Origin of the sequence: Staphylococcus argenteus (genome assembly GCF_000236925.1) — a bacterium.
Lineage (GTDB): Bacteria > Bacillota > Bacilli > Staphylococcales > Staphylococcaceae > Staphylococcus > Staphylococcus argenteus.
Genome location: NC_016941.1, coordinates 1,033,898 through 1,057,036 on the forward strand (window position 1 = coordinate 1,033,898; position 23,139 = coordinate 1,057,036).

Below are 23,139 nucleotides of genomic sequence, written 5' to 3' on the forward strand. Positions count from 1 at the left end.
GCATGCTCCTTTTATAAGTTGTCGTAGTCTTCTTTAGAAGCAGGTCTGAATAATCTTGTAACACCCGTCTTATCTAATGCTTTTACTAAAAGATAAGAGAAGACACCCGCGACAACTGCGCCACTAATTAATCTAAATACGATGAATAAAGTTAAATTCCAACCTGCAACTTCATTTAAGTAGCCATAGTAATAATCAATAGGGAAAGCTGCAATTGCAGTACAAAATCCTGCTAACATAGCTACCATAACTGAACGAGATTGGTATTTAAAAATTGCAAAGACAACTTCACAAGCTAAACCTTGTATAAAAGCGTAAACAATAGTCGGAATATCGAAGCGTCCCATAATGATTGTTTCGCCTGCACCAGCAGCAAATTCAGCTAAAAGTGCAATACCGGGTTTAGGAATGATTAAATAGCAGACAATGGCTGCCATGAACCAAACCCCGTTTGTGAGTTGTTCTAGGTGAAGTCCTGTAGCTTGTACGCCATTGTATACAAACCACCATAAATTGTAAATAACTGCGAATACTACTGAAATAAGTACGGTTACTAGAATTTCAGATAGCTTTAAACCTTTTGACATTTTTACATCCTCCTAATAAAAAAACGCACAACCATCCATAGGAAAGTTGTGCGTTCACAATATATATCATTAAAGTATATGTATAGTAACACTTTCCTACGCTAGTTCAAACTAGATCAGGTTCGAAGGGTTTGAGGGCAAGCCTCATCTCAGTATAAAACACCCCTAGTGTGTGCGATTTATTTAATTAATTATACTGTAAGACGTTTGCAATATAATGTCAATACTTCTGTTGAATTGAATATAGTTAAATTTATTTTTAAAATAATAATATTTGTTTTGGAAGTACTTTGAAATATAATGTGTGAAAATAATTGCATAAAAGCGTAAATTACGAAAAGTTGTTATTGAGAGTAGGAAATGCTTGTATTAGAAGCGCATAATAGAGCCACTAATGAAGCAATAGGGAAGAATTAAAACGTGTATGATGTTTAACTGCATAATAGCCTCTTGAAATTTTAAAAATAAAAAGAGGAGAGGGGTGCAGTCGTTTGCTACGTCCCATAGCATATTAGCCACTAACGAAAAAGTTGCAAGGAATTAGTTGAACACCTGCGATAGATGCATGTGTAACAGCCCCTAACAATCTGTGGTGTTAGGGGCTTTATAACTAATTTAGTGTATCTTGTATATCTTGTTTTGTTTGATTAATATCGTCTGTTTTTTCTTCTTTTTTATCTTTTAATTTTTCTTCTACTTCTTTAGCCTTTTCTGCAGCTTTTTTGTTTTGATCTTCATTTGCCATGATTAATTCCTCCCAAAATTGGATAATGATTTACATATGGTTTTTACCCAGTTATGCTATTTATAAACTTTTCTAAGTCTATAGCACTATTTATTCATTTATATAAAGACAATAACATTAGATTAATATATAATGATTTTGAGGTGAACATAATGTCTTTTCTTAGGAAACACGCCGAAATTATTTTTAGCTATTTAATCGGTATCGTTTCACTCTTCACTGGTCTCATTATTTTAATCAACTTGCCATTAATTAAACAGTTAAATGGTGGTAAAAAAGTTGATACGCATGTTCATAACGTGTGGGAATTTCTGAATGCATTTTTCAGTGAAATTATTAAAGTAATGAGTCGATTTATAGGTAATTTCCCTATAGTTAGTGCAATTGTGATAATTATATTCGGTATTTTAGTTATGTTGATTGGTCATACACTATTTAGAACAATTAAGTATGACTATGATATTTCTATCTTTTTCTTAGTTATCGGTATCATGTACTTTATTATTACACTTATATTAATGACACAAGTTTATGGATTTTTTGCAGTAATTTTTATGATTCCTTTTACAATTCATATTGGCTATATCGTCTATAAAGATGAATTGAATCAAGAAAATGTTAAAAATCATTACATGTGGATTATCATAAGTTATGGTATAAGTTATTTAATTACACAAATTGCATTGTATGGCAGAATAGATGCTAATGAGATAGAATCAATTGATATTTTAAGTGTCAATGCATTCTTTATTATTATGTGGTTACTTGGTCAAATGGCAATTTGGAACTTCTTATTCTTGCGTCGTGCTTTACCATTAACGAAACAAGAATTAGGCGAAGAGGAACCAGAATTATCAAGAACGAGTAAAGGAAATGTTACGAATCAAACTAAAATTCACTTGAAACAACTCCAAGATAAGACTACAGAATATGCACGTAAGACAAGAAGAAGTGTCGATTTAGATAAAATTAGAGCTAAAAGAGATAAATTCAAAGCGAAAGTTAATGATATTATCGATATTCAGGAAGATGATATTCCTAATTGGATGAGAAAACCAAAATGGGTAAAACCAATGTACGTTGAACTATTTTGCGGTGCTGTTATTTTCTTATTTACGTTTTTAGAATTTAATAACCGTAATGCATTGTTTGTGTCTGGTGACTGGAAGCTGTCTCAAACACAATATGTCATCGAATGGGTTACTTTATTAATATTGTTATTCATTATTATCGCGTATATCGCTACAACATTAACATTCCATTTGAAAGGTAAGTTTTATTATTTACAACTGTTTATGGGAAGTATTTTGTTCTTCAAGTTGTTAACTGAATTTATTAATATAATGATTCATGGATTACTTCTTTCAGTTTTCATTACACCAACATTACTTTTAATGTTATTAGCAATTATTATTTCTTATTCATTACAATTGCGAGAACGCCCATAAATAATGACATGAATTTAAAAGTACTATCTATTAAACGTTATGATGTGTACGCTATTAGTTAGAAATAAAACTAACTAAATTCGTTACATTTCAATGAAGTTTATAGATAGTGCTTTTTTATTAATTGAAATGTGTCATTTTAAAAAGGAAATGATACATTTTGCATTATATAAAAGGCTCTTCGAGTGTCTAAATGCCAATTACTTGAAAGCAAATGATTATAAAATTTAAATTATTTGTAATCTGTTCATGTCAATTATTCTGCTATATATCATTCAAATTATTAATTTGTTAAAATTAATATTGAGTATAGTAATTAAAGACGATGAAGTTCAATAACATTAAATGTTTTATAAATATAAAAACTACAACGAAAAATAGAAAGGAAGTTGTCAGATGAAGTTAGCAACTTTGAATAAAGGTAAAGAAACAAAATATTTCAATGGGTATCCATTGATAGATGAAGAGGATATTTATTCACATGACCATTTGAAAGAAGGAGACATTTTCCAAATTGTGACAGATAAATCACAATATGTTGCAACTGCCTATGTTGGACGCCAGCACAAAGGATTGGGTTGGGTACTTTCATATGATAAGTCTCAAGAAATTAACATTGCATTTTTCACTAAATTATTTAATGACGCAATAGAAGAACGTCAATATTACTTTAATATTGATGGTACGAATGCTTTTAGATTATTTAATGCTGAAGGTGATGGTGTTGGTGGATTAACAATTGATAATTATGATGGACATCTATTAATTCAATGGTATTCCAAAGGTATTTATAAATTTAAATATGCAATTCTTGAAGCAATTAGAAAAGTGTTTAATTATAAATCTATTTATGAAAAAGTAAGATTTAAAGATAGTGAATATAGTGGTGGATTTGTTGAAGGTGATGCACCTGATTTTCCAATTGTCATTGAAGAAAACTTTACGTTCTATAATGTTGACCTTGAAGATGGATTAATGACGGGTATCTTTTTAGATCAAAAAGAAGTACGTAAAAAATTACGAGATCAATATGCTTCAGAACGACAGGTACTAAATTTATTTAGTTATACCGGTGCTTTTTCTGTAATCGCAGCAAGTGAAGCAACATCAACTACAAGTGTAGATTTGGCAAACCGTTCTCGAAGTTTAACTGAAGAAAATTTTGGCTTAAATGCTATTGATCCTAAATCACAATATATTTATGTGATGGATACTTTCGATTTCTTTAAATACGCAGCGCGTCATGGACACAGCTATGACACGATTGTAATTGATCCACCTAGTTTTGCACGTAGTAAAAAGCGTACATTTTCAGTGCAAAAAGATTACGACAAATTAATTAATGGCGCATTAAATATTTTATCTTCCGAAGGGACATTATTGCTATGTACAAATGCAAGTGTATATCCTTTGAAACAATTTAAAAATACCATTAAAAAGACACTAGAAGAGAGTGGTGTGGAATTCGAATTAGCTGAGGTCATGGGATTACCTAAAGATTTTAAAACACATCCACATTACAAACCTTCAAAATATTTAAAAGCAGTTTTTGTAAATATTAGACATTAAATATTGTAAAAGGGGTATAGTATTTTATTGATAAAAAGAAGGGTGATAATACTATGGGATTTAAAAATAATTTAACATCAAATTTGACTAATAAGATTGGTAATTCAGTTTTTAAAATAGAAAATGTTAACGAAAAGGGCGCTATGCCGACAACAATTCAAGAGTTAAGAGAGAGACGCCAACGTGCTGAAGCTATTGTAAAGAAAAAGTCTTTAATGTCTTCTACGATGAGTGTTGTGCCAATTCCAGGACTTGACTTTGGCGTGGATTTAAAACTTATGAAAGACATTATCGAAGATGTGAATAAAATTTACGGTTTAGACCATAAACAAGTTAATAGTCTTGGTGATGATGTCAAAGAACGAATTATGTCTGCGGCAGCAATTCAAGGTAGTCAATTTATTGGAAAGAGAATTTCTAGTGCATTTTTAAAAATAGTGATAAGAGATGTTGCAAAACGCACAGCAGCAAAGCAAACAAAATGGTTTCCAATTGTAGGACAAGCTGTTTCAGCGTCAATAAGTTACTACTTTATGAATAAAATTGGAAAAGATCACATACAAAAATGCGAAAATGTTATTAAAAATGTCATGTAGGTGCTATAATAGTTTTGCAATTTGCAAATTTTACTGAAACCGGTTTTAAACGAATTGAATTTAAAGCATGGTTTTGGTAAAGTTAAGGTATAAAATTAAGTTAGTATTGTAATAATATTGAAGATTCTAACTATACGAAGGAGAAATGTAATTATGGAACAAAATTCATATGTAATCATCGACGAGACTGGTATTCACGCTAGACCAGCAACAATGTTAGTACAAACAGCTTCAAAATTCGATTCAGATATTCAATTAGAATATAATGGTAAAAAAGTTAACTTAAAATCAATCATGGGTGTTATGAGCCTTGGTGTTGGTAAAGATGCTGAAATTACAATTTATGCTGACGGTAGTGATGAATCTGACGCCATTCAAGCAATCAGTGACGTCTTATCAAAAGAAGGATTGACTAAATAATCATGTCTAAATTAATTAAAGGTATTGCTGCATCTGATGGTGTTGCAATTGCTAAAGCTTACTTATTAGTTGAGCCAGACTTAACATTCGACAAAACTGAAAAAGTCACTGATGTTGAAGGAGAAGTTGCAAAGTTCAATAGCGCTATCGAAGCTTCTAAAGTTGAGTTAACTAAAATTAGAAATAATGCAGAGGTTCAACTAGGTGCTGATAAAGCTGCAATCTTTGATGCACATTTATTAGTTTTAGATGACCCTGAATTAATTCAACCAATTCAAGATAAGATTAAAAATGAAAATGCTAATGCTGCAACAGCATTAACAGATGTAACAACACAATTTGTTACTATTTTTGAATCAATGGATAATGAATACATGAAAGAACGTGCAGCAGATATTCGCGACGTTTCTAAACGTGTTTTATCACACATATTGGGTGTAGAATTACCAAATCCGAGCATGATTGATGAAAGTGTTGTTATTGTAGGGAATGATTTAACACCTTCTGATACAGCTCAATTAAATAAAGAATTTGTACAAGGTTTTGCTACAAATATTGGTGGAAGAACTAGTCACTCTGCAATTATGAGTCGTTCTTTAGAAATTCCAGCAATTGTTGGTACTAAATCAATTACACAAGAAGTTAAACAAGGCGACATGATTATCGTTGATGGATTAAACGGTGATGTTATTATCAATCCAACTGAAGATGAGTTAATCGCTTATCAAGATAAACGTGAACGTTATTTTGCTGACAAAAAAGAGTTACAAAAACTACGTGATGCTGATACTGTTACAGTTGACGGTGTTCATGCTGAACTTGCAGCAAATATTGGTACACCTAATGATTTACCAGGTGTTATTGAAAATGGTGCACAAGGTATTGGCTTATATAGAACTGAGTTCTTATATATGGGTCGTGACCAAATGCCAACAGAAGAAGAACAATTCGAAGCTTATAAAGAAGTATTAGAAGCAATGGACGGAAAACGTGTTGTTGTTCGTACTTTAGATATCGGTGGAGATAAAGAACTTTCTTACTTAAACTTACCTGAAGAGATGAATCCATTCTTGGGTTATAGAGCAATTCGACTTTGTCTTGCGCAACAAGATATTTTCAGACCTCAATTACGAGCATTATTACGTGCATCAGTATACGGTAAATTAAATATCATGTTCCCAATGGTGGCAACAATCAATGAATTTAGAGAAGCTAAAGCTATATTATTAGAAGAAAAAGAAAACCTTAAAAATGAAGGTCATGATGTTTCAGATGATATAGAATTAGGAATTATGGTAGAAATTCCAGCAACTGCAGCATTAGCTGATGTCTTTGCTAAAGAAGTTGATTTCTTCAGTATTGGTACAAATGATTTAATTCAATACACATTAGCTGCAGATCGTATGTCAGAGCGTGTATCTTATTTATACCAACCATATAACCCTTCAATTTTACGCTTAGTTAAACAAGTTATTGAAGCGTCACATAAAGAAGGTAAATGGACTGGTATGTGTGGCGAGATGGCTGGTGATGAAACAGCTATTCCATTGCTATTAGGATTAGGATTAGACGAGTTCTCAATGAGTGCAACATCTATTCTTAAAGCTAGAAGACAAATCAATGGTTTAAGTAAAAATGAAATGACTGAACTTGCAAACCGTGCAGTGGACTGTGCAACGCAAGAAGAAGTGATTGAATTAGTTAACAATTACGCAAAATAAAAAATGTTATCTTATGTAAGGTAATGTCAAAATTAAATCCGAAGCTTTCATACTTAATATGAAAACTTCGGATTTTTTGTTTTGTTATTTTCTTTAATTAGACTTGGATAGTTGATGTTGATTTAGAATGGATAATTCCTATTGATTGAGAACGAGGAAAAATTTCCTCTTAATGTTAATCTTGATCGTAAACAAACAATTTTAAGCTAAAAATAGAAGATTTAATTTTGAATATTTAAAACGCTGTTAATTTTTTCTAAATCGACATGATACATCGGTTTGCCTTTTAATAAAATAAATGGTGTTGAAAATGCATCATAATCCATCATTTCAATTCGATACTTATTATTGTTGATGTTCTTTTCTTCAAAAGCCACTTGATGTTCCGTTAAATAATTTTTTACAAAAGTACATGGCGGACAATCGTTTTGGGTATAAATGATAATATCTGTCATATGAAACTCTCCTTCATTTTTCTAAATTAATATACACAATTATACTGTGAAATACAAATTTGTGAACACATTGTGAACTGACATAAATTATACACAATTTCATAGCGCATAATGTTTCAAAAATGCGCGTTATAGCAATTATAATTAAGTTCATTGTGTTGTCATCAAAAAAAGAAAAAGGTGATGTTTTTATATGGATACAGTTGAAATCAGTCGGTTTTTGACAGCCATGACATTAGCAGTTCATATCATTTTTGCAACGATTGGTGTTGGTATGCCTTTAATGTTCGCAATAGCAGAATTTTTAGGTATTCGCAAAAATGATTTACAATATATAGCTATGGCTAAGCGATGGGCTAAGGCATATACAATAACTGTAGCAGTGGGAGTTGTTACAGGTACAATTATAGGACTTCAATTATCATTAATTTGGCCTACATTTATGGAAATGGGTGGTCATGTTATCGCGCTTCCATTATTTATGGAAACATTTGCATTCTTCTTTGAAGCAATATTCTTAAGTATATATTTATATACGTGGGATCGTTTTAAAAATAAATGGACTCATTTCATAATTAGTATACCGGTAATCATTGGTGGATCATTTTCTGCATTCTTTATTACTTCAGTGAATTCATTTATGAATACACCGGCAGGATTTGAATTAAAAAACGGGAAAATGGTAAATGTACAGCCACTAGAAGCGATGTTTAATCCGTCATTTATTGTGCGTTCTTTTCACGTAATTACAACAGCTGGTATGACAATGGCATTTGTTATTGCATCAATTGCAGCTTTCAAATTATTACGAAATCGTCAGCCAAAAGATACAGGTTACCATAAAAAAGCTTTAAATATGTCCATGATAGTTGGATTCTTTTCAACATTACTGTCTATGCTGGCAGGAGATTTATCAGCAAAATTCTTGCATAAATTTCAACCTGAAAAATTAGCAGCATATGAATGGCATTTCGATACTTCATCACATGCTAAATTATTACTTTTTGGTGTATTAGATGAGAAGACGCATCAAGTTAAAGGTGCCATTGAATTGCCTGGACTATTAAGCTTCCTTGCAGATAACAGTGTTAAAACAAAAGTACAAGGATTAAATGATTTTCCGAAAAGTTTACATCCTCCTTTAATTGTCCATTATTTCTTTGATTTGATGGTTACAATGGGGATATTATGTTTTGTCATTTCAGGAATTTATATGTTAACGCTAATTTTTAAAAAGCTAAGAAAATTCTCAACTCACAAATGGCTACTATATGGAATACTACTAACAGGTCCTGCGTCAATGTTGGCGATTGAGTTTGGATGGTTCTTAACTGAAATGGGTAGACAACCGTGGATTGTACGTGGTTATATGCGCGTAGCAGAAGCAGCAACACAAGCAGGCGGTATAACCTTTGTTACAATATTATTTGGCATTTTATATATCATTTTAATGTATACATGCGCGTATGTTTTGATTCGTATGTTTAAAAATAAGCCGGCATATGAAGACGTTAATCGTTTAGCCAAGAAGCAAGGAGGAGAAGTTGAAAAATGATTTACGCATTTATTGGTATAACTGTTTTATGGTTGTTTTTATTTTGCTATATCATTATTGCTTCTATAGATTTTGGAGCAGGTTTCTTCGCATTGCATTCTAAAATAACGGGTGATGAAAAGAAAATTAATCATTTAATATCACGTTACTTAAATCCAGTATGGGAAGTTACAAATGTATTCTTTGTTTTCTTTTTTGTTGGTTTTGTTGGATTCTTTCCAGAATCAATTAAATATTTAGGTACAGTGTTATTAATTCCAGGATCTATTGCGCTAATCATGATTTCATTAAGAAATAGCTTTTATGCCTTTGAAAACTATGGGCAAGATACTAAATTAACATGGATGATGATGTATGGCTTAAGTGGATTACTTATACCAGCCTCCTTATCTACAGCATTAACTATTACTGAAGGTGGCTATATCAATGTAAAAAATAATATGATTGATTTAGATTGGATTCAGTTATTATTAAGTCCATTTGCATGGTCTGTAGTCTTTTTAGCAATTATATCAGTATTGTATATTTCATCAGGATTTTTAACATATTATGCGAAAAAGGCTAATGATGAACCAGCATATCTTTTAACTAGACAGTGGCATATATTTTTAGGACCACCAATGATCATTATTTGTTTATTTGTATTTTTATCATTAAGGATTCAAAATGCAGAACATTTTTACTCAGCCGTTTTTGAATATTGGTGGATGTTTGCTATAAGTTTTATATTCTTTGCTGTAGCATCACTTTTGACATATTTGAAAAAACATCATGGTTGGGCATTTGTATTTGTTATTTTACAGATGATGTTCGCATTCTTTGGTTATGGTATAAGTAAGTTGCCATACTTACTATATCCGTTTGTAAAAATTACAGATGCATACGTTAATCCTGAAATGGGTTGGACATTAGTAATTGTCTTTATTTTAGGTTTACTTTTATTACTTCCATCGTTAATATTATTATTAAGGTTATTTGTTTTCGACAAAGAATATGTTGAAGGAAAGAAATCATAAATTATGATGTAACCCCAACATTTATTTACTTGCATTGCTGCAATTAGATTAATTCGTTGGGGTTCTCATTTATATTAGTTCGAATTTTAATTTTTTTAAGAATTAATGAATATAATTTGATGGAGGGCGAATATGGGTAAAGAGTATGTTGTCATTGGACTTGGCCGATTTGGTGGTAGTATAGTTCGCGAATTGAATGCATTAGACATGGATGTAATGGCAATTGACTATGATGAAAATAGAGTGAATGAATATAGTGATATTGCTACACATGCAGTAGTTGCTGATACAACTGATGAAGCGGTAATGAAGAGTTTAGGTATTCGTAATTTTGATCATGTTATTGTAGCTATCGGTGAAAATATTCAGTCAAGTACGTTAACGACGTTGATTTTAAAAGAGTTAGGTGTGAAAAAAGTTACAGCAAAAGCTCAAAATGATTATCATGCGAAAATATTGAACAAAATTGGTGCTGATACGGTAGTTCATCCTGAACGTGATATGGGTAGACGTATAGCGCATAATGTTGCAAGTGCTAGCGTGTTAGACTATCTAGAATTAGCTGATGAACATTCTATAGTTGAATTGAAAGCTACTGAAAAGATGGCAGGGCAATCTATTATAGATTTAGATATTCGTGCGCAATATGGTATTAATATCATTGCCATCAAACGAGGTAAAGATTTTATCATATCACCAAATCCAAATATTAATTTAGAAATTGGCGATATTTTAATTATGATTGGTCATGATAATGATTTAAATCGTTTCGAAAAGAATATTGCAACTAGATAAGAAACGATTACGAACTTAAAAGATGTAGTTAAAACGATTAGAACGTATTTTATTAAATATAAATGATCCAAATATAATGGATTGATGTTAAATTTTATGATTTTTCATCAATCCATTTTTTATTTCAAACAAAAAACTACTAACACATGATCTGTTCGATAACATACGATGTTGTGTTAGTAGTTTTATAATTATTATTTATTTTTTGTTTCTTTTTGTTCGTTAACTTTCATGATAACTGGTAAAATCATAGGTTTTCTAGCTGTCTTTTCATATAGATATGGTTGTAATGTTTCGATAATGGAAGATTTAATTTGATGCCATTGAATATCTTTGTTTTGGTTTAACTTACTAATAACATCAGTTTTAATTTTGCGTTGTGCATCATAAATTAATTGACCAGATTCTCTCATATATACGAAACCTCGTGAGATAATGTCTGGGCCTGACAATAATTTATTAGTATTAAAATCAATACTTACAACAACAATTACAAGACCTTCTTCAGATAACATTTTACGGTCTCTAATTACAACGTTGCCAATATCCCCAATACCACTACCATCAACAAGTACATTGCCAGATGGTATACGTCCAGCCTTACGAGCGGAATCATGTGTTAATGCTAAGACGTCACCAATATCAAAGATAAAGACATTATCCTCCTCAACACCACATTCTACACCAGTTTCACCATGTGCTTTTAACATGCGATATTCACCGTGAATCGGTAAGAAATATTTAGGTTTGATCAGACGTAACATCAACTGTTGATCACCTTGAGAGCCGTGACCTGAAGTATGGATATTAGAAATCTTACTATGAATAACATCAGCACCAGCTTTATATAGTGCATTTATTGTTCTATTAATACTCTTAGTATTACCTGGAATAGGTGATGAACTAAATACAACTGTATCATCTGGAATAATTTTAATTTGTTTATGCGTACCATTAGCGATTCGCGATAATGCAGCCATTGGTTCACCTTGAGAACCAGTACATAAAATTAATAACTCATGTTTAGGTACAGTATTAATTTTATTTGGTTCAATAAATGTTTCGGGTGGTGCTTTAATATATCCAAGTTCCATACCGATTTTAATATTGTTCTCCATTGAACGACCGAATGTAACAATTTTACGGTTGTTTTTAATTGCTGCTTCAACAGCTTGCTGAACTCGATAAATATTAGATGCAAAAGTAGCGAAAATAATTCTACCTTTACAATTACGGAAGATTTTATCTACGTTTTGACCAACTTCACGTTCACTTAAAGTAAAATCTGGTACAAGTGAATTTGTGGAGTCGGAAAGTAAACATAATACGCCTTCTTCACCTAATTGAGCCATTTTTGCAATGTTTGCTGGTTTACCAACTGGAGTAAAATCGAATTTAAAGTCACCAGTATGGACAATTTTTCCTTCAGGTGTATCAACTATTACACCATATGTTTCAGGAATACTGTGTGTAGTTAAATAGAATGAAATTGTGAAATGCTTAGATTTGATAACACTATCTTCATTTATTTCGTGTAATTTAGCTGTGCGTAATAAGTGATGTTCTTCAAGTTTATTACGGATTAAACCTAATGCTAATGGACCGCCGTATATAGGTATATTAAGTTGTTTTAATAGGAAGGGCACACCGCCTATATGGTCTTCGTGACCATGCGTAATAAATAGGCCAACAATTTTATCTTGGTTTTGTTCTAGGTAAGTGTAGTCGGGAATGACGTAGTCAATACCTAATAAGTTGTCATCAGGGAATTTAATACCTGCATCGATAATGACGATTTCGTCTTTATACTCTACTGCATAAGTATTTTTACCGATTTCACCTAGACCTCCAAGAGCATATACACCTACTTCATTTGGATGTAATTGTTTCATTATTTAGCAATCTCCACATTGAAGTGTTCTGAATTTTCTTTTTCGTAATCTAAATGTGCGCCCTCTAATTTAGTAATAAATTCAATGTTAAAATTACGATCTTTCAAGTAACGACGTACTTGTTCTTCTGTTTGAGCTTCAACATAAAGTGACTGTGTATTCTCACGCACAATTACTTCATCTCTATTATGTTGATAAAAAACTTTAAATACTGCCATGTTAAAAATTCCTCCTAAGAATGTTTGTTTAATATATTGTTAATCCTAGTAAAAATCGAAAAGTAGTATCTACGATAAAATCATTTTTATTGCAAATCATTTTAAGAACCTAAAAATTGATTTAACAATTATATTGATTAGAAACTAGGGACATCTTGTCGTTCATTTTAAAAAGTTAGTGAAAAATCACTAAAATTTCAGTTAAATCTTATTTTACATGATGAATGATAATAAATAAAGCAGTTTATCTCACTGGAAAGCTAGGATTTTGAATAAAAGTACAGATTTAATTATGAAAATAAATCAATCTAGATTAACGATTGTTAAGAAAATATTCAAACAGTTTAATCTCATAAGATAAAGTCAAATCGAAGTTTATAAATATTAATTATTGAAAGGTGTTACAAATCAATTTAAAAGTGGTTTCATAAAAAAACAGCCCAAGACATAGAATTGTCTCAGACTGTATGATTGATGATTATTAATTTTAAACGCCAACTGCATCTGTGTGTGGCTGTAATGGATGATCTTTATCAATATGATCATAGAACATTACGCCATTTAAATGATCAATTTCATGTTGGAACACAATAGCAGGATATCCTTTTAATCTTAATTGTACATCGTTACCCTCGATGTCTTTAGCTTTAATTGTAATTCGGTTATGTCGATGAACTAGACCAGCAATATTATCATCAACACTTAGGCAACCTTCACCAGTTGGTAAGTATGCTTCTTGAACGCTGTGACTTACAATTTTAGGGTTTACTAACATATAGTCATATACTTTACCATTGCCGTCATCTGGAATTAAAACAGCAATCATTCGTTTTGAAATATTAATTTGAGGAGCTGCTAATCCAACACCTGAACGTAGTCCATAACGTTTTGCGGTTTCCTCGTCTTGACTATTTACTAAAAATTCTCTCATTGCGATTAATGTTTCTTTATCTTCATTAGATAATGGCAATTCTAATTCAGCGGCTTTTTGACGTAATGTTGGATGCCCGTCTCTAATAATGTCTTTCATTGTTAACATATATTACACCTTCCTTAAATGTTGTTTTAATTTGTTTTAGTTGAATGACAGTAAGAAGGTTGTTAAGATACTCATACATTTTAATTGATATTATGAAATTGGAACCTAATACCGTCATAATTTATTTTGGATAGTAATTTAAATTTATATGTGTTAAGAATTGTTTTTAAAATTGTCCGAATGAGCTTTGTATTGCAATTTTAATATAGAATATCATTTATCTTCTTAACTTTAAAAATTATATTATAAATTACGTAACTGTCAACAAATATACTTAAGAGAAGCATTAGCACTTAAGTTGTTTAAAAATTGATTTCCATTAAGATTTTATTTATCATTTATTTATATAGCAAGTGGAGGTACAAGAAATGAAATTTGGAAAAACAGTCGCAGTAGTATTAGCATCAAGTGTCTTACTTGCCGGATGTACTACAGATAAGAAAGAAATCAAGGCGTATATTGAGCAAATGGATAAAATTAAGAAAGATGAAGAACCAATCAAGTCAGTTGGTAAAAAAATTGCTGAACTAGATGAGAAAAAGGGTAAATTAACTTCTAAATTAAATAGTCAAGGCCAAGATGCAACTATCCGAGAAGAAACTGTAAAAGATTTAATTAAAAATACGGACGAACGACTCAAGGAATTTAAAAAAGAAGAGGACGCAATCAAAAAATCTGAACAAGACTTTAAAAAAGCAGGAAGCCATATTGATACAATTGGTAATGATGTTAAACGTAAAGAAGTAGAGCAGCTTAATGATGCGTTAAAAGAAAAATATAAGATTCATGTTAAATATGCAGAAACATACAAAAAAGCTGTCAATTCAGAAAAAGTTTTGTTTAAATATTTAGGTCAAATTGATGCTACACAACAAGGTGTTAGAGAGAAAGAAAAACCAATCATACAAAACTATAAGAAAGTAAAAGAAATAACAGATGAATATTCAAAAGTAAACAAAAAAGTTGCAAGAGAAAAACAAGATGTAGATCAGCTCGTATAGAATAATGATACAGGTAATAAGAAACCACTAATACAGTTTCTATTATCTGTATCTTTTTTATTAAAACAGAACTTTTTCAAATGGTTTAACAGTGCCATTTATTTATGGTACAATTAATTAGGATAAAATGAATTTCTATACAATTATGGGAAAGGTATGGTGAATTGAATGGCTCCTAAGTTACAAGCCCAATTCGATGCAGTAAAAGTTTTAAATGATACTCAATCGAAATTTGAAATGGTTCAAATTTTGGATGAGAATGGTAACGTCGTAAATGAAGACTTAGTACCTGATCTTACGGATGAACAATTAGTTGAATTAATGGAAAGAATGGTATGGACTCGTATCCTTGATCAACGTTCTATCTCATTAAACAGACAAGGACGTTTAGGTTTCTATGCACCAACTGCTGGTCAAGAAGCGTCACAATTAGCGTCACAATACGCTTTAGAAAAAGAAGATTACGTATTACCTGGATACAGAGATGTTCCTCAAATTATTTGGCACGGTTTACCATTAACAGATGCTTTCTTATTCTCAAGAGGTCACTTCAAAGGAAATCAATTCCCTGAAGGTGTTAATGCATTAAGCCCACAAATCATCATCGGTGCTCAATACATTCAAGCAGCTGGTGTTGCATTTGCACTTAAAAAACGTGGTAAAAAAGCAGTTGCAATCACATACACTGGTGACGGTGGTTCATCACAAGGTGATTTCTACGAAGGTATTAACTTTGCAGCAGCTTATAAAGCACCTGCAATTTTCGTTATTCAAAACAATAACTATGCAATTTCAACTCCAAGAAGCAAGCAAACTGCTGCTGAAACTTTAGCTCAAAAAGCAATAGCTGTAGGTATTCCTGGAATCCAAGTTGATGGTATGGATGCATTAGCTGTTTATCAAGCAACTAAAGAAGCACGTGATCGTGCAGTTGCAGGCGAAGGTCCAACATTAATTGAAACTATGACTTACCGTTATGGTCCACATACAATGGCTGGTGACGATCCAACTCGTTACAGAACTTCAGATGAAGATGCTGAATGGGAGAAAAAAGATCCATTAGTACGTTTCCGTAAATTCCTTGAAAACAAAGGTTTATGGAATGAAGAAAAAGAAAACGAAGTTATTGAACGTGCAAAAGCTGATATTAAAGCAGCAATTAAAGAGGCTGATAACACTGAAAAACAAACTGTTACTTCTCTAATGGAAATTATGTATGAAGATATGCCTCAAAACTTAGCAGAACAATATGAAATTTACAAAGAGAAGGAGTCGAAGTAAGCCATGGCACAAATGACAATGGTTCAAGCGATTAATGACGCGCTTAAAACTGAACTTAAAAATGACCAAGATGTATTAATTTTTGGTGAAGACGTTGGTGTTAACGGCGGTGTTTTCCGTGTTACTGAAGGACTACAAAAAGAATTTGGTGAAGATAGAGTATTCGATACACCTTTAGCTGAATCTGGTATCGGTGGTTTAGCAATGGGTCTTGCAGTTGAAGGGTTCCGTCCAGTTATGGAAGTACAATTCTTAGGTTTCGTATTTGAAGTATTTGATGCGATTGCTGGACAAATTGCTCGTACACGTTTCCGTTCAGGTGGTACTAAAACTGCACCTGTTACTATTCGTAGCCCATTCGGTGGTGGAGTTCACACACCTGAATTACACGCTGATAACTTAGAAGGTATTTTAGCTCAATCTCCTGGTCTTAAAGTTGTAATTCCTTCAGGTCCATATGATGCTAAAGGTTTATTAATTTCTTCTATTAGAAGTAATGACCCAGTCGTATACTTAGAACATATGAAATTATATCGTTCTTTCCGTGAAGAAGTACCTGAAGAAGAATATACAATTGACATAGGTAAAGCGAATGTTAAAAAAGAAGGTAACGACATTTCAATCATCACTTATGGTGCAATGGTTCAAGAATCAATGAAAGCTGCAGAAGAACTTGAAAAAGATGGTTACTCTGTTGAAGTTATTGACTTACGTACTGTACAACCACTTGATGTAGATACATTAGTAGCTTCAGTTGAAAAAACTGGACGTGCACTTGTTGTTCAAGAAGCACAACGTCAAGCAGGTGTTGGTGCAGCAGTAGTGGCTGAAATAAGTGAACGTGCAATCCTTTCATTAGAAGCTCCAATCGGAAGAGTTGCAGCGGCTGATACTATTTATCCATTTACACAAGCTGAAAATGTTTGGTTACCAAACAAAAACGACATCATCGAAAAAGCAAAAGAAACTTTAGAATTTTAATTAATATAAAAATTAACGAAGTTAGCGTATTTTAGTCTTATTGATTAAAATAAAATGATTAATTTGCGAAATCTAGGAGGGCAAAAACGTGGCATTTGAATTTAGATTACCCGATATCGGGGAAGGTATCCACGAAGGTGAAATTGTAAAATGGTTTGTTAAAGCTGGAGATACTATTGAAGAAGACGATGTTTTAGCAGAAGTACAAAACGACAAATCAGTAGTAGAAATTCCTTCACCAGTTTCTGGTACTGTAGAAGAAGTAGTTGTTGAAGAAGGTACAGTAGCTGTAGTTGGTGATGTAATTGTTAAAATTGATGCACCAGATGCAGAAGACATGCAATTTAAAGGTCATGATGATGATTCATCAGCTAAAGAAGAACCAGCTAAAGAGGAAGCGCCAGCTGAGCAAGCACCAGTAGCAGCTCAAACTGAAGAAGTAGATGAAAACAGAACTGTAAAAGCAATGCCATCAGTGCGTAAATACGCTCGTGAAAAAGGTGTTAACATTAAAGCAGTTCCAGGTTCAGGTAAAAATGGACGTATTACTAAAGAAGATGTTGATGCATACTTAAATGGTGGTGCACCAGCAGCTACTAATGAATCAGCTGCTTCAACTTCAACTGAAGAAGTTGATGAAACACCAGCAGCGCCTGCAGCAGTATCATTAGAAGGTGACTTCCCAGAAACAACTGAAAAAATCCCAGCTATGCGTAGAGCAATTGCAAAAGCAATGGTTAACTCTAAACATACTGCGCCTCACGTAACATTAATGGATGAAATTGATGTACAAGCATTATGGGATCACCGTAAGAAATTCAAAGAAATCGCAGCTGAACAAGGAACTAAATTAACATTCTTACCTTATGTTGTTAAAGCACTTGTTTCTGCATTGAAAAAATACCCAGCACTTAACACTTCATTCAATGAAGAAGCTGGTGAAATCGTTCATAAACATTACTGGAATATCGGTATTGCAGCAGACACTGATAGAGGATTATTAGTTCCTGTTGTTAAACATGCTGATCGTAAGTCTATTTTCCAAATTTCAGATGAAATTAATGAGTTAGCTGTTAAAGCACGTGATGGTAAATTAACAGCCGATGAAATGAAAGGTGCAACATGCACAATCAGTAATATCGGTTCAGCTGGTGGACAATGGTTCACTCCAGTTATCAATCACCCAGAAGTAGCAATCTTAGGAATAGGCCGTATTGCTCAAAAACCAATCGTTAAAGATGGTGAAATTGTTGCTGCACCAGTATTAGCATTATCATTAAGCTTTGACCACAGACAAATCGATGGTGCAACTGGACAAAATGCAATGAATCACATTAAACGTTTATTAAATAATCCAGAATTATTATTAATGGAGGGGTAAAACATGGTAGTTGGAGATTTCCCAATTGAAACAGATACTATAGTAATCGGAGCAGGTCCTGGTGGATACGTTGCAGCAATTCGTGCAGCTCAATTAGGACAAAAAGTAACAATCGTTGAGAAAGGTAATTTAGGTGGTGTTTGCTTAAACGTTGGTTGTATTCCTTCTAAAGCATTACTACATGCTTCTCACCGTTTTGTTGAAGCGCAACATTCTGAAAACTTAGGTGTTATTGCTGAGAGCGTTTCATTAAACTTCCAAAAAGTTCAAGAATTCAAGTCATCAGTAGTTAATAAACTAACTGGTGGTGTTGAAGGCTTACTTAAAGGTAACAAAGTAAACATCGTTAAAGGTGAAGCATATTTCGTAGATAACAATAGCTTACGAGTTATGGACGAAAAAAGCGCACAAACATACAACTTTAAAAATGCAATCATTGCAACAGGTTCAAGACCAATTGAAATTCCTAATTTCAAATTTGGTAAACGTGTTATCGACTCAACAGGTGCTTTAAACTTACAAGAAGTACCAGGTAAATTAGTTGTAGTTGGTGGAGGATATATTGGTTCTGAGTTAGGTACAGCATTTGCTAACTTCGGTTCAGAAGTAACTATCCTTGAAGGTGCTAAAGACATTTTAGGTGGCTTTGAAAAACAAATGACACAACCTGTTAAAAAAGGTATGAAAGAAAAAGGTGTTGAAATCGTTACTGAAGCTATGGCTAAATCAGCTGAAGAAACAGATAACGGTGTTAAAGTTACTTATGAAGCTAAAGGTGAAGAAAAAACAATCGAAGCTGATTATGTATTAGTAACTGTTGGTCGTCGTCCAAATACTGATGAATTAGGCCTTGAAGAATTAGGCGTAAAATTTGCAGATCGTGGATTATTAGAAGTTGACAAACAAAGCCGTACTTCTATCAGCAATATCTATGCAATTGGTGATATCGTTCCAGGTTTACCACTTGCTCATAAAGCTAGCTACGAAGCTAAAGTTGCTGCTGAAGCAATTGATGGTCAAGCTGCTGAAGTGGATTACATTGGTATGCCAGCAGTATGCTTTACTGAACCAGAATTAGCTACAGTTGGTTATTCAGAAGCACAAGCTAAAGAAGAAGGTTTAGCAATTAAAGCTTCTAAATTCCCATACGCAGCAAATGGTCGTGCTTTATCATTAGATGATACTAACGGATTTGTTAAACTTATTACTCTTAAAGAAGATGATACTTTGATTGGTGCTCAAGTAGTAGGTACTGGTGCTTCAGATATTATCTCTGAATTAGGTTTAGCAATTGAAGCTGGTATGAATGCAGAAGATATCGCATTAACTATCCATGCGCATCCAACATTAGGTGAGATGACAATGGAAGCAGCTGAAAAAGCTATCGGATACCCAATCCATACAATGTAATTTCTGATTTTATAAAGATTCATTCTTTTAGAGCTGTAGCATTTGCTACGGCTCTTTTTAATTTGTGGTTATTTTATTTAGTATATTAAATCTAAAACATTATAAAATACTATTTCGATATCAAAATGACATGTTATACTAGCGTTGCTAACAAATGAGTGGAGGTGATTTTCAATGGAATATGAATATCCAATCGATTTAGACTGGAGCAACGAAGAAATGCTTTCAGTAATTACATTCTTTAATCATGTTGAAAAATATTATGAGTCAGGAGTTAATGCAGGAAAATTTATGCAAGCGTATAAAGTATTTAAATCAATAGTTCCTGGCAAAGCTGAAGAGAAGCAAATCTTCAATACATTTGAAAAAAGTAGTGGATACAATAGCTACAAAGCTATTCAAAATGTTAAAACGTACTCTGAAGATCAATATGTGACAGCAAAGTAATAATTTGTTTGAAATGATATATTTTATACAGGTTTTTCATTAAAAGCTATTGCTAATAAAGCTATATTTTGGTACCTTTATCAAGTGTTAAACAAAATGTTTGATAATAGTAAACTTAATATAGCTTTTTTAGGTGGAAAAATAATGAACATAGGTAATAAAATTAAAAATCTTAGAAGAATTAAAAATCTCACGCAAGAAGAACTTGCTGAGCGTACAGACTTATCAAAAGGATACATTTCACAAATTGAAAGTGAACATGCATCGCCAAGTATGGAAACATTTTTAAATATCATTGAGGTATTAGGGACAACACCCAGTGATTTTTTTAAAGATACTGAAAATGAAAAAGTGTTATATAAGAAGGCGGATCAAGTTATTTATGATGAATATGATGAAGGTTACATATTAAATTGGTTAGTATCAAAATCTAACGAATATGATATGGAGCCATTAATACTAACGTTAAAGCCTGGTGCTTCATATAAAACTTTTAATCCATCAGAGTCTGATACATTTATTTATTGCATGTCAGGTCAAATTACACTTAATTTAGGTAAAGAAAAATATCAAGCACAAGAAGAAGACGTTTTGTATTTTAAAGCACGTGACAATCATCGCTTATCTAATGAATCAAACGTTGAAACACGAATACTTATTGTAGCAACAGCTTCATATTTATAGGGGGATCTTATATGGAACCATTATTATCATTAAAATCAGTTAGTAAAAGCTATGATGATCTTAATATCTTAGACGAGATAGATATCGATATTGAATCGGGATACTTTTATACATTATTAGGTCCTTCAGGTTGTGGAAAAACAACAATTTTAAAATTAATTGCAGGATTTGAATATCCTGATAGTGGTGAAGTAATTTATCAAAACAAACCAATAGGAAACTTACCTCCAAATAAGCGAAAAGTGAATACGGTCTTTCAAGACTATGCTTTATTTCCACATTTAAATGTTTATGATAATATTGCTTTCGGTCTGAAATTAAAAAAATTTTCCAAAGTACAAATCGATCAAAAAGTAAGAGAAGCATTAAAATTAGTTAAACTATCAGGTTATGAGAAACGAAACATTAATGAAATGAGTGGTGGACAAAAGCAACGTGTCGCAATTGCACGTGCTATTGTAAATGAGCCAGAAATTTTATTATTAGACGAATCCTTATCTGCCTTAGATTTAAAATTACGTACAGAAATGCAATATGAATTAAGAGAATTACAATCACGTTTAGGGATTACCTTCATATTCGTTACGCATGATCAAGAAGAAGCTTTGGCACTCAGTGATTATCTATTTGTGTTGAAAGATGGGAAGATTCAACAATTTGGAACACCTACAGATATTTATGATGAACCTGTCAATAGATTTGTAGCTGATTTCATTGGAGAGTCCAACATAGTTGAAGGGCGCATGGTAAGAGATTATGTTGTGAATATTTATGGACAAGATTTTGAATGTGTTGATATGGGTATACCTGCAAACAAAAAAGTAGAGGTCGTTATTCGACCAGAAGACATTTCGTTAATTAAAGCGGAAGAAGGATTGTTTAAAGCAACTGTTGATTCTATGTTATTTAGAGGAGTTCACTATGAAATATGTTGTATTGACCGTAAAGGATATGAATGGGTAATACAAACGACAAAAAAAGCTGAAGTAGGTAGCGAAGTTGGTCTGTATTTCGACCCTGAAGCAATACACATTATGGTGCCAGGTGAGACTGAAGAAGAATTTGATAAACGTATTGAAAGCTACGAGGAAGTTGACAATGCGTAATACTAATAAATTACTTTTAATTCCATACTTATTATGGATGGTCATATTTATTATTATACCTGTAGTATTACTCGTTTATTTCTCATTTTTAGATATTAATGGACACTTCAGCTTCACCAATTATCAACAAATTTTTACTACTAAATATTTGAAAATGTTTGCATATTCAATTTTATACGCTGCTTTGATTACAATTATAACGCTGGTTATCAGTTATCCAGCAGCATACTACATTACTCGCTCAAAATTTCAAAACATCTTGTTAATGATAATGATTATTCCGACATGGATAAATTTGTTGTTAAAGACATATGCTTTTATTGGATTACTTAGTCACGATGGTGTTATAAATCAATTTTTCCATTTATTTAATTTACCATCGTTTAATTTGTTATTTACAACTGGGGCATTTTTAGTAGTAGCAAGTTACATTTATATACCATTTATGATTTTACCAATTTTTAACAGTATGAAAGCCATACCTAATAATTTATTACAAGCATCTAGTGACTTAGGCGCTAGTCCTTTTTATACATTTAGAAAAGTAATTATGCCATTGACAAAAGAAGGTGTCATGACTGGTATTCAAGTAACTTTTATCCCATCATTATCATTATTTATGATTACACGTTTAATTGCAGGTAACAAAGTAATAAATATTGGTACGGCAATCGAAGAACAATTTTTAACAATTCAAAATTATGGCATGGGGTCAACTATAGCAATATTCCTTATTGTATTTATGGCATTTATTTTAATCATTACAAAATCATCTAATGGGAGAGGGTGAAT

The 23,139-nt window shown here is 32.2% G+C and carries 23 protein-coding genes and 1 riboswitch; of the genes, 17 read left to right on the top strand and 6 right to left on the bottom strand.

Annotated features, from left to right (window positions below):
• Positions 1-11: 11 nt before the first annotated feature.
• Both SAMSHR1132_RS04845 and graF read right to left on the bottom strand, forming a co-directional pair.
• Positions 12-587 carry an ECF transporter S component gene (locus tag SAMSHR1132_RS04845; RefSeq protein ID WP_000033479.1) on the bottom strand — a complete coding sequence of 192 codons (576 nt, stop codon included), beginning with the start codon at positions 585-587 and terminating at the stop codon, positions 12-14.
• Between the two features lie 76 nt (positions 588-663).
• Positions 664-764, bottom strand: a riboswitch (TPP riboswitch).
• A 433-nt stretch (positions 765-1,197) separates the two neighbouring features.
• On the bottom strand, positions 1,198-1,332 hold the full coding sequence (gene graF, locus SAMSHR1132_RS04850; protein ID WP_001262610.1) for a glycopeptide resistance-associated protein GraF: 135 nt from the start codon (positions 1,330-1,332) through the stop codon (positions 1,198-1,200).
• A gap of 152 nt (positions 1,333-1,484) precedes the next feature.
• Here graF and auxA point away from each other — a divergent pair, with 152 nt between their 5' ends.
• The 5 genes from auxA to ptsP all read left to right on the top strand — a co-directional run bounded on the left by auxA (position 1,485) and on the right by ptsP (position 7,086).
• Positions 1,485-2,780: a lipoteichoic acid stability factor AuxA gene (gene auxA, locus SAMSHR1132_RS04855; protein ID WP_000009065.1), complete on the top strand. Its 1,296-nt coding sequence runs from the start codon at positions 1,485-1,487 to the stop codon at positions 2,778-2,780.
• A gap of 396 nt (positions 2,781-3,176) precedes the next feature.
• Entirely contained in the window at positions 3,177-4,349 is a 1,173-nt protein-coding gene (locus SAMSHR1132_RS04860; RefSeq protein WP_000762014.1) for a class I SAM-dependent rRNA methyltransferase, read from the top strand.
• Between the two features lie 53 nt (positions 4,350-4,402).
• Entirely contained in the window at positions 4,403-4,945 is a 543-nt protein-coding gene (locus SAMSHR1132_RS04865) for a hypothetical protein (protein ID WP_000505971.1), read from the top strand.
• Between the two features lie 153 nt (positions 4,946-5,098).
• Positions 5,099-5,365, top strand: coding sequence for a phosphocarrier protein HPr (locus tag SAMSHR1132_RS04870; RefSeq protein WP_000437472.1), 267 nt, complete (start codon positions 5,099-5,101; stop codon positions 5,363-5,365).
• A 2-nt stretch (positions 5,366-5,367) separates the two neighbouring features.
• Complete coding sequence (gene ptsP, locus SAMSHR1132_RS04875) at positions 5,368-7,086, top strand: phosphoenolpyruvate--protein phosphotransferase (protein ID WP_000040060.1); 1,719 nt, start codon at positions 5,368-5,370, stop codon at positions 7,084-7,086.
• Between the two features lie 221 nt (positions 7,087-7,307).
• Here the strand turns inward: ptsP and SAMSHR1132_RS04880 are convergent, their stop codons facing one another.
• Positions 7,308-7,541, bottom strand: coding sequence for a glutaredoxin family protein (locus tag SAMSHR1132_RS04880; RefSeq protein ID WP_000129635.1), 234 nt, complete (start codon positions 7,539-7,541; stop codon positions 7,308-7,310).
• A 193-nt stretch (positions 7,542-7,734) separates the two neighbouring features.
• On the opposite strand from SAMSHR1132_RS04880, the gene SAMSHR1132_RS04885 reads away from it, so the two are divergent.
• The 3 genes from SAMSHR1132_RS04885 to SAMSHR1132_RS04895 all read left to right on the top strand — a co-directional run bounded on the left by SAMSHR1132_RS04885 (position 7,735) and on the right by SAMSHR1132_RS04895 (position 10,907).
• Positions 7,735-9,096, top strand: a complete 1,362-nt coding sequence (locus SAMSHR1132_RS04885) for a cytochrome ubiquinol oxidase subunit I (RefSeq protein WP_000381839.1) — start codon at positions 7,735-7,737, stop codon at positions 9,094-9,096.
• Positions 9,093-10,112 (top strand): cytochrome d ubiquinol oxidase subunit II, encoded by a 1,020-nt coding sequence (locus SAMSHR1132_RS04890; protein WP_000638447.1) that lies wholly within the window; start codon positions 9,093-9,095, stop codon positions 10,110-10,112. Before SAMSHR1132_RS04885 ends, SAMSHR1132_RS04890 begins: the two co-directional genes overlap by 4 nt.
• 132 nt (positions 10,113-10,244) lie before the next feature.
• A complete protein-coding gene (locus tag SAMSHR1132_RS04895; protein WP_000514292.1) occupies positions 10,245-10,907 on the top strand; it encodes a potassium channel family protein in 663 nt (220 codons plus the stop codon).
• A 194-nt stretch (positions 10,908-11,101) separates the two neighbouring features.
• On the opposite strand, the gene rnjA is transcribed toward SAMSHR1132_RS04895, so the two are convergent.
• From rnjA to def, 3 genes are all read right to left on the bottom strand, one after another.
• Positions 11,102-12,799: a ribonuclease J1 gene (gene rnjA / locus SAMSHR1132_RS04900; protein ID WP_014373813.1), complete on the bottom strand. Its 1,698-nt coding sequence runs from the start codon at positions 12,797-12,799 to the stop codon at positions 11,102-11,104.
• Positions 12,799-13,017: a DNA-dependent RNA polymerase subunit epsilon gene (locus SAMSHR1132_RS04905; RefSeq protein WP_000257888.1), complete on the bottom strand. Its 219-nt coding sequence runs from the start codon at positions 13,015-13,017 to the stop codon at positions 12,799-12,801. The genes rnjA and SAMSHR1132_RS04905 overlap by 1 nt, the downstream gene beginning before the upstream one ends.
• Positions 13,018-13,504: 487 nt before the next feature.
• Positions 13,505-14,056 carry a peptide deformylase gene (gene def, locus SAMSHR1132_RS04910; protein ID WP_000957035.1) on the bottom strand — a complete coding sequence of 184 codons (552 nt, stop codon included), beginning with the start codon at positions 14,054-14,056 and terminating at the stop codon, positions 13,505-13,507.
• Positions 14,057-14,424: 368 nt separating this feature from the next.
• On the opposite strand from def, the gene SAMSHR1132_RS04915 reads away from it, so the two are divergent.
• From SAMSHR1132_RS04915 to SAMSHR1132_RS04955, 9 genes are all read left to right on the top strand, one after another.
• Positions 14,425-15,057, top strand: coding sequence for a YkyA family protein (locus SAMSHR1132_RS04915; protein ID WP_000668345.1), 633 nt, complete (start codon positions 14,425-14,427; stop codon positions 15,055-15,057).
• Between the two features lie 168 nt (positions 15,058-15,225).
• Positions 15,226-16,338 carry a pyruvate dehydrogenase (acetyl-transferring) E1 component subunit alpha gene (gene pdhA, locus SAMSHR1132_RS04920; protein ID WP_000035327.1) on the top strand — a complete coding sequence of 371 codons (1,113 nt, stop codon included), beginning with the start codon at positions 15,226-15,228 and terminating at the stop codon, positions 16,336-16,338.
• 3 nt (positions 16,339-16,341) lie between these two features.
• Positions 16,342-17,319 (top strand): alpha-ketoacid dehydrogenase subunit beta, encoded by a 978-nt coding sequence (locus SAMSHR1132_RS04925; protein ID WP_000068177.1) that lies wholly within the window; start codon positions 16,342-16,344, stop codon positions 17,317-17,319.
• Between the two features lie 88 nt (positions 17,320-17,407).
• A complete protein-coding gene (locus tag SAMSHR1132_RS04930; RefSeq protein WP_000863451.1) occupies positions 17,408-18,700 on the top strand; it encodes a dihydrolipoamide acetyltransferase family protein in 1,293 nt (430 codons plus the stop codon).
• Positions 18,701-18,703: 3 nt separating this feature from the next.
• Entirely contained in the window at positions 18,704-20,110 is a 1,407-nt protein-coding gene (lpdA, locus tag SAMSHR1132_RS04935) for a dihydrolipoyl dehydrogenase (RefSeq protein WP_000260117.1), read from the top strand.
• Between the two features lie 174 nt (positions 20,111-20,284).
• A complete protein-coding gene (locus SAMSHR1132_RS04940; RefSeq protein WP_000455600.1) occupies positions 20,285-20,557 on the top strand; it encodes a UPF0223 family protein in 273 nt (90 codons plus the stop codon).
• A gap of 144 nt (positions 20,558-20,701) precedes the next feature.
• Positions 20,702-21,241 carry a helix-turn-helix domain-containing protein gene (locus SAMSHR1132_RS04945; protein WP_001020620.1) on the top strand — a complete coding sequence of 180 codons (540 nt, stop codon included), beginning with the start codon at positions 20,702-20,704 and terminating at the stop codon, positions 21,239-21,241.
• A gap of 11 nt (positions 21,242-21,252) precedes the next feature.
• Positions 21,253-22,347 (top strand): ABC transporter ATP-binding protein, encoded by a 1,095-nt coding sequence (locus tag SAMSHR1132_RS04950; protein WP_000433557.1) that lies wholly within the window; start codon positions 21,253-21,255, stop codon positions 22,345-22,347.
• Positions 22,340-23,137, top strand: a complete 798-nt coding sequence (locus SAMSHR1132_RS04955; protein WP_001246563.1) for an ABC transporter permease — start codon at positions 22,340-22,342, stop codon at positions 23,135-23,137. Before SAMSHR1132_RS04950 ends, SAMSHR1132_RS04955 begins: the two co-directional genes overlap by 8 nt.
• The last annotated feature ends 2 nt before the right edge of the window (positions 23,138-23,139 follow it).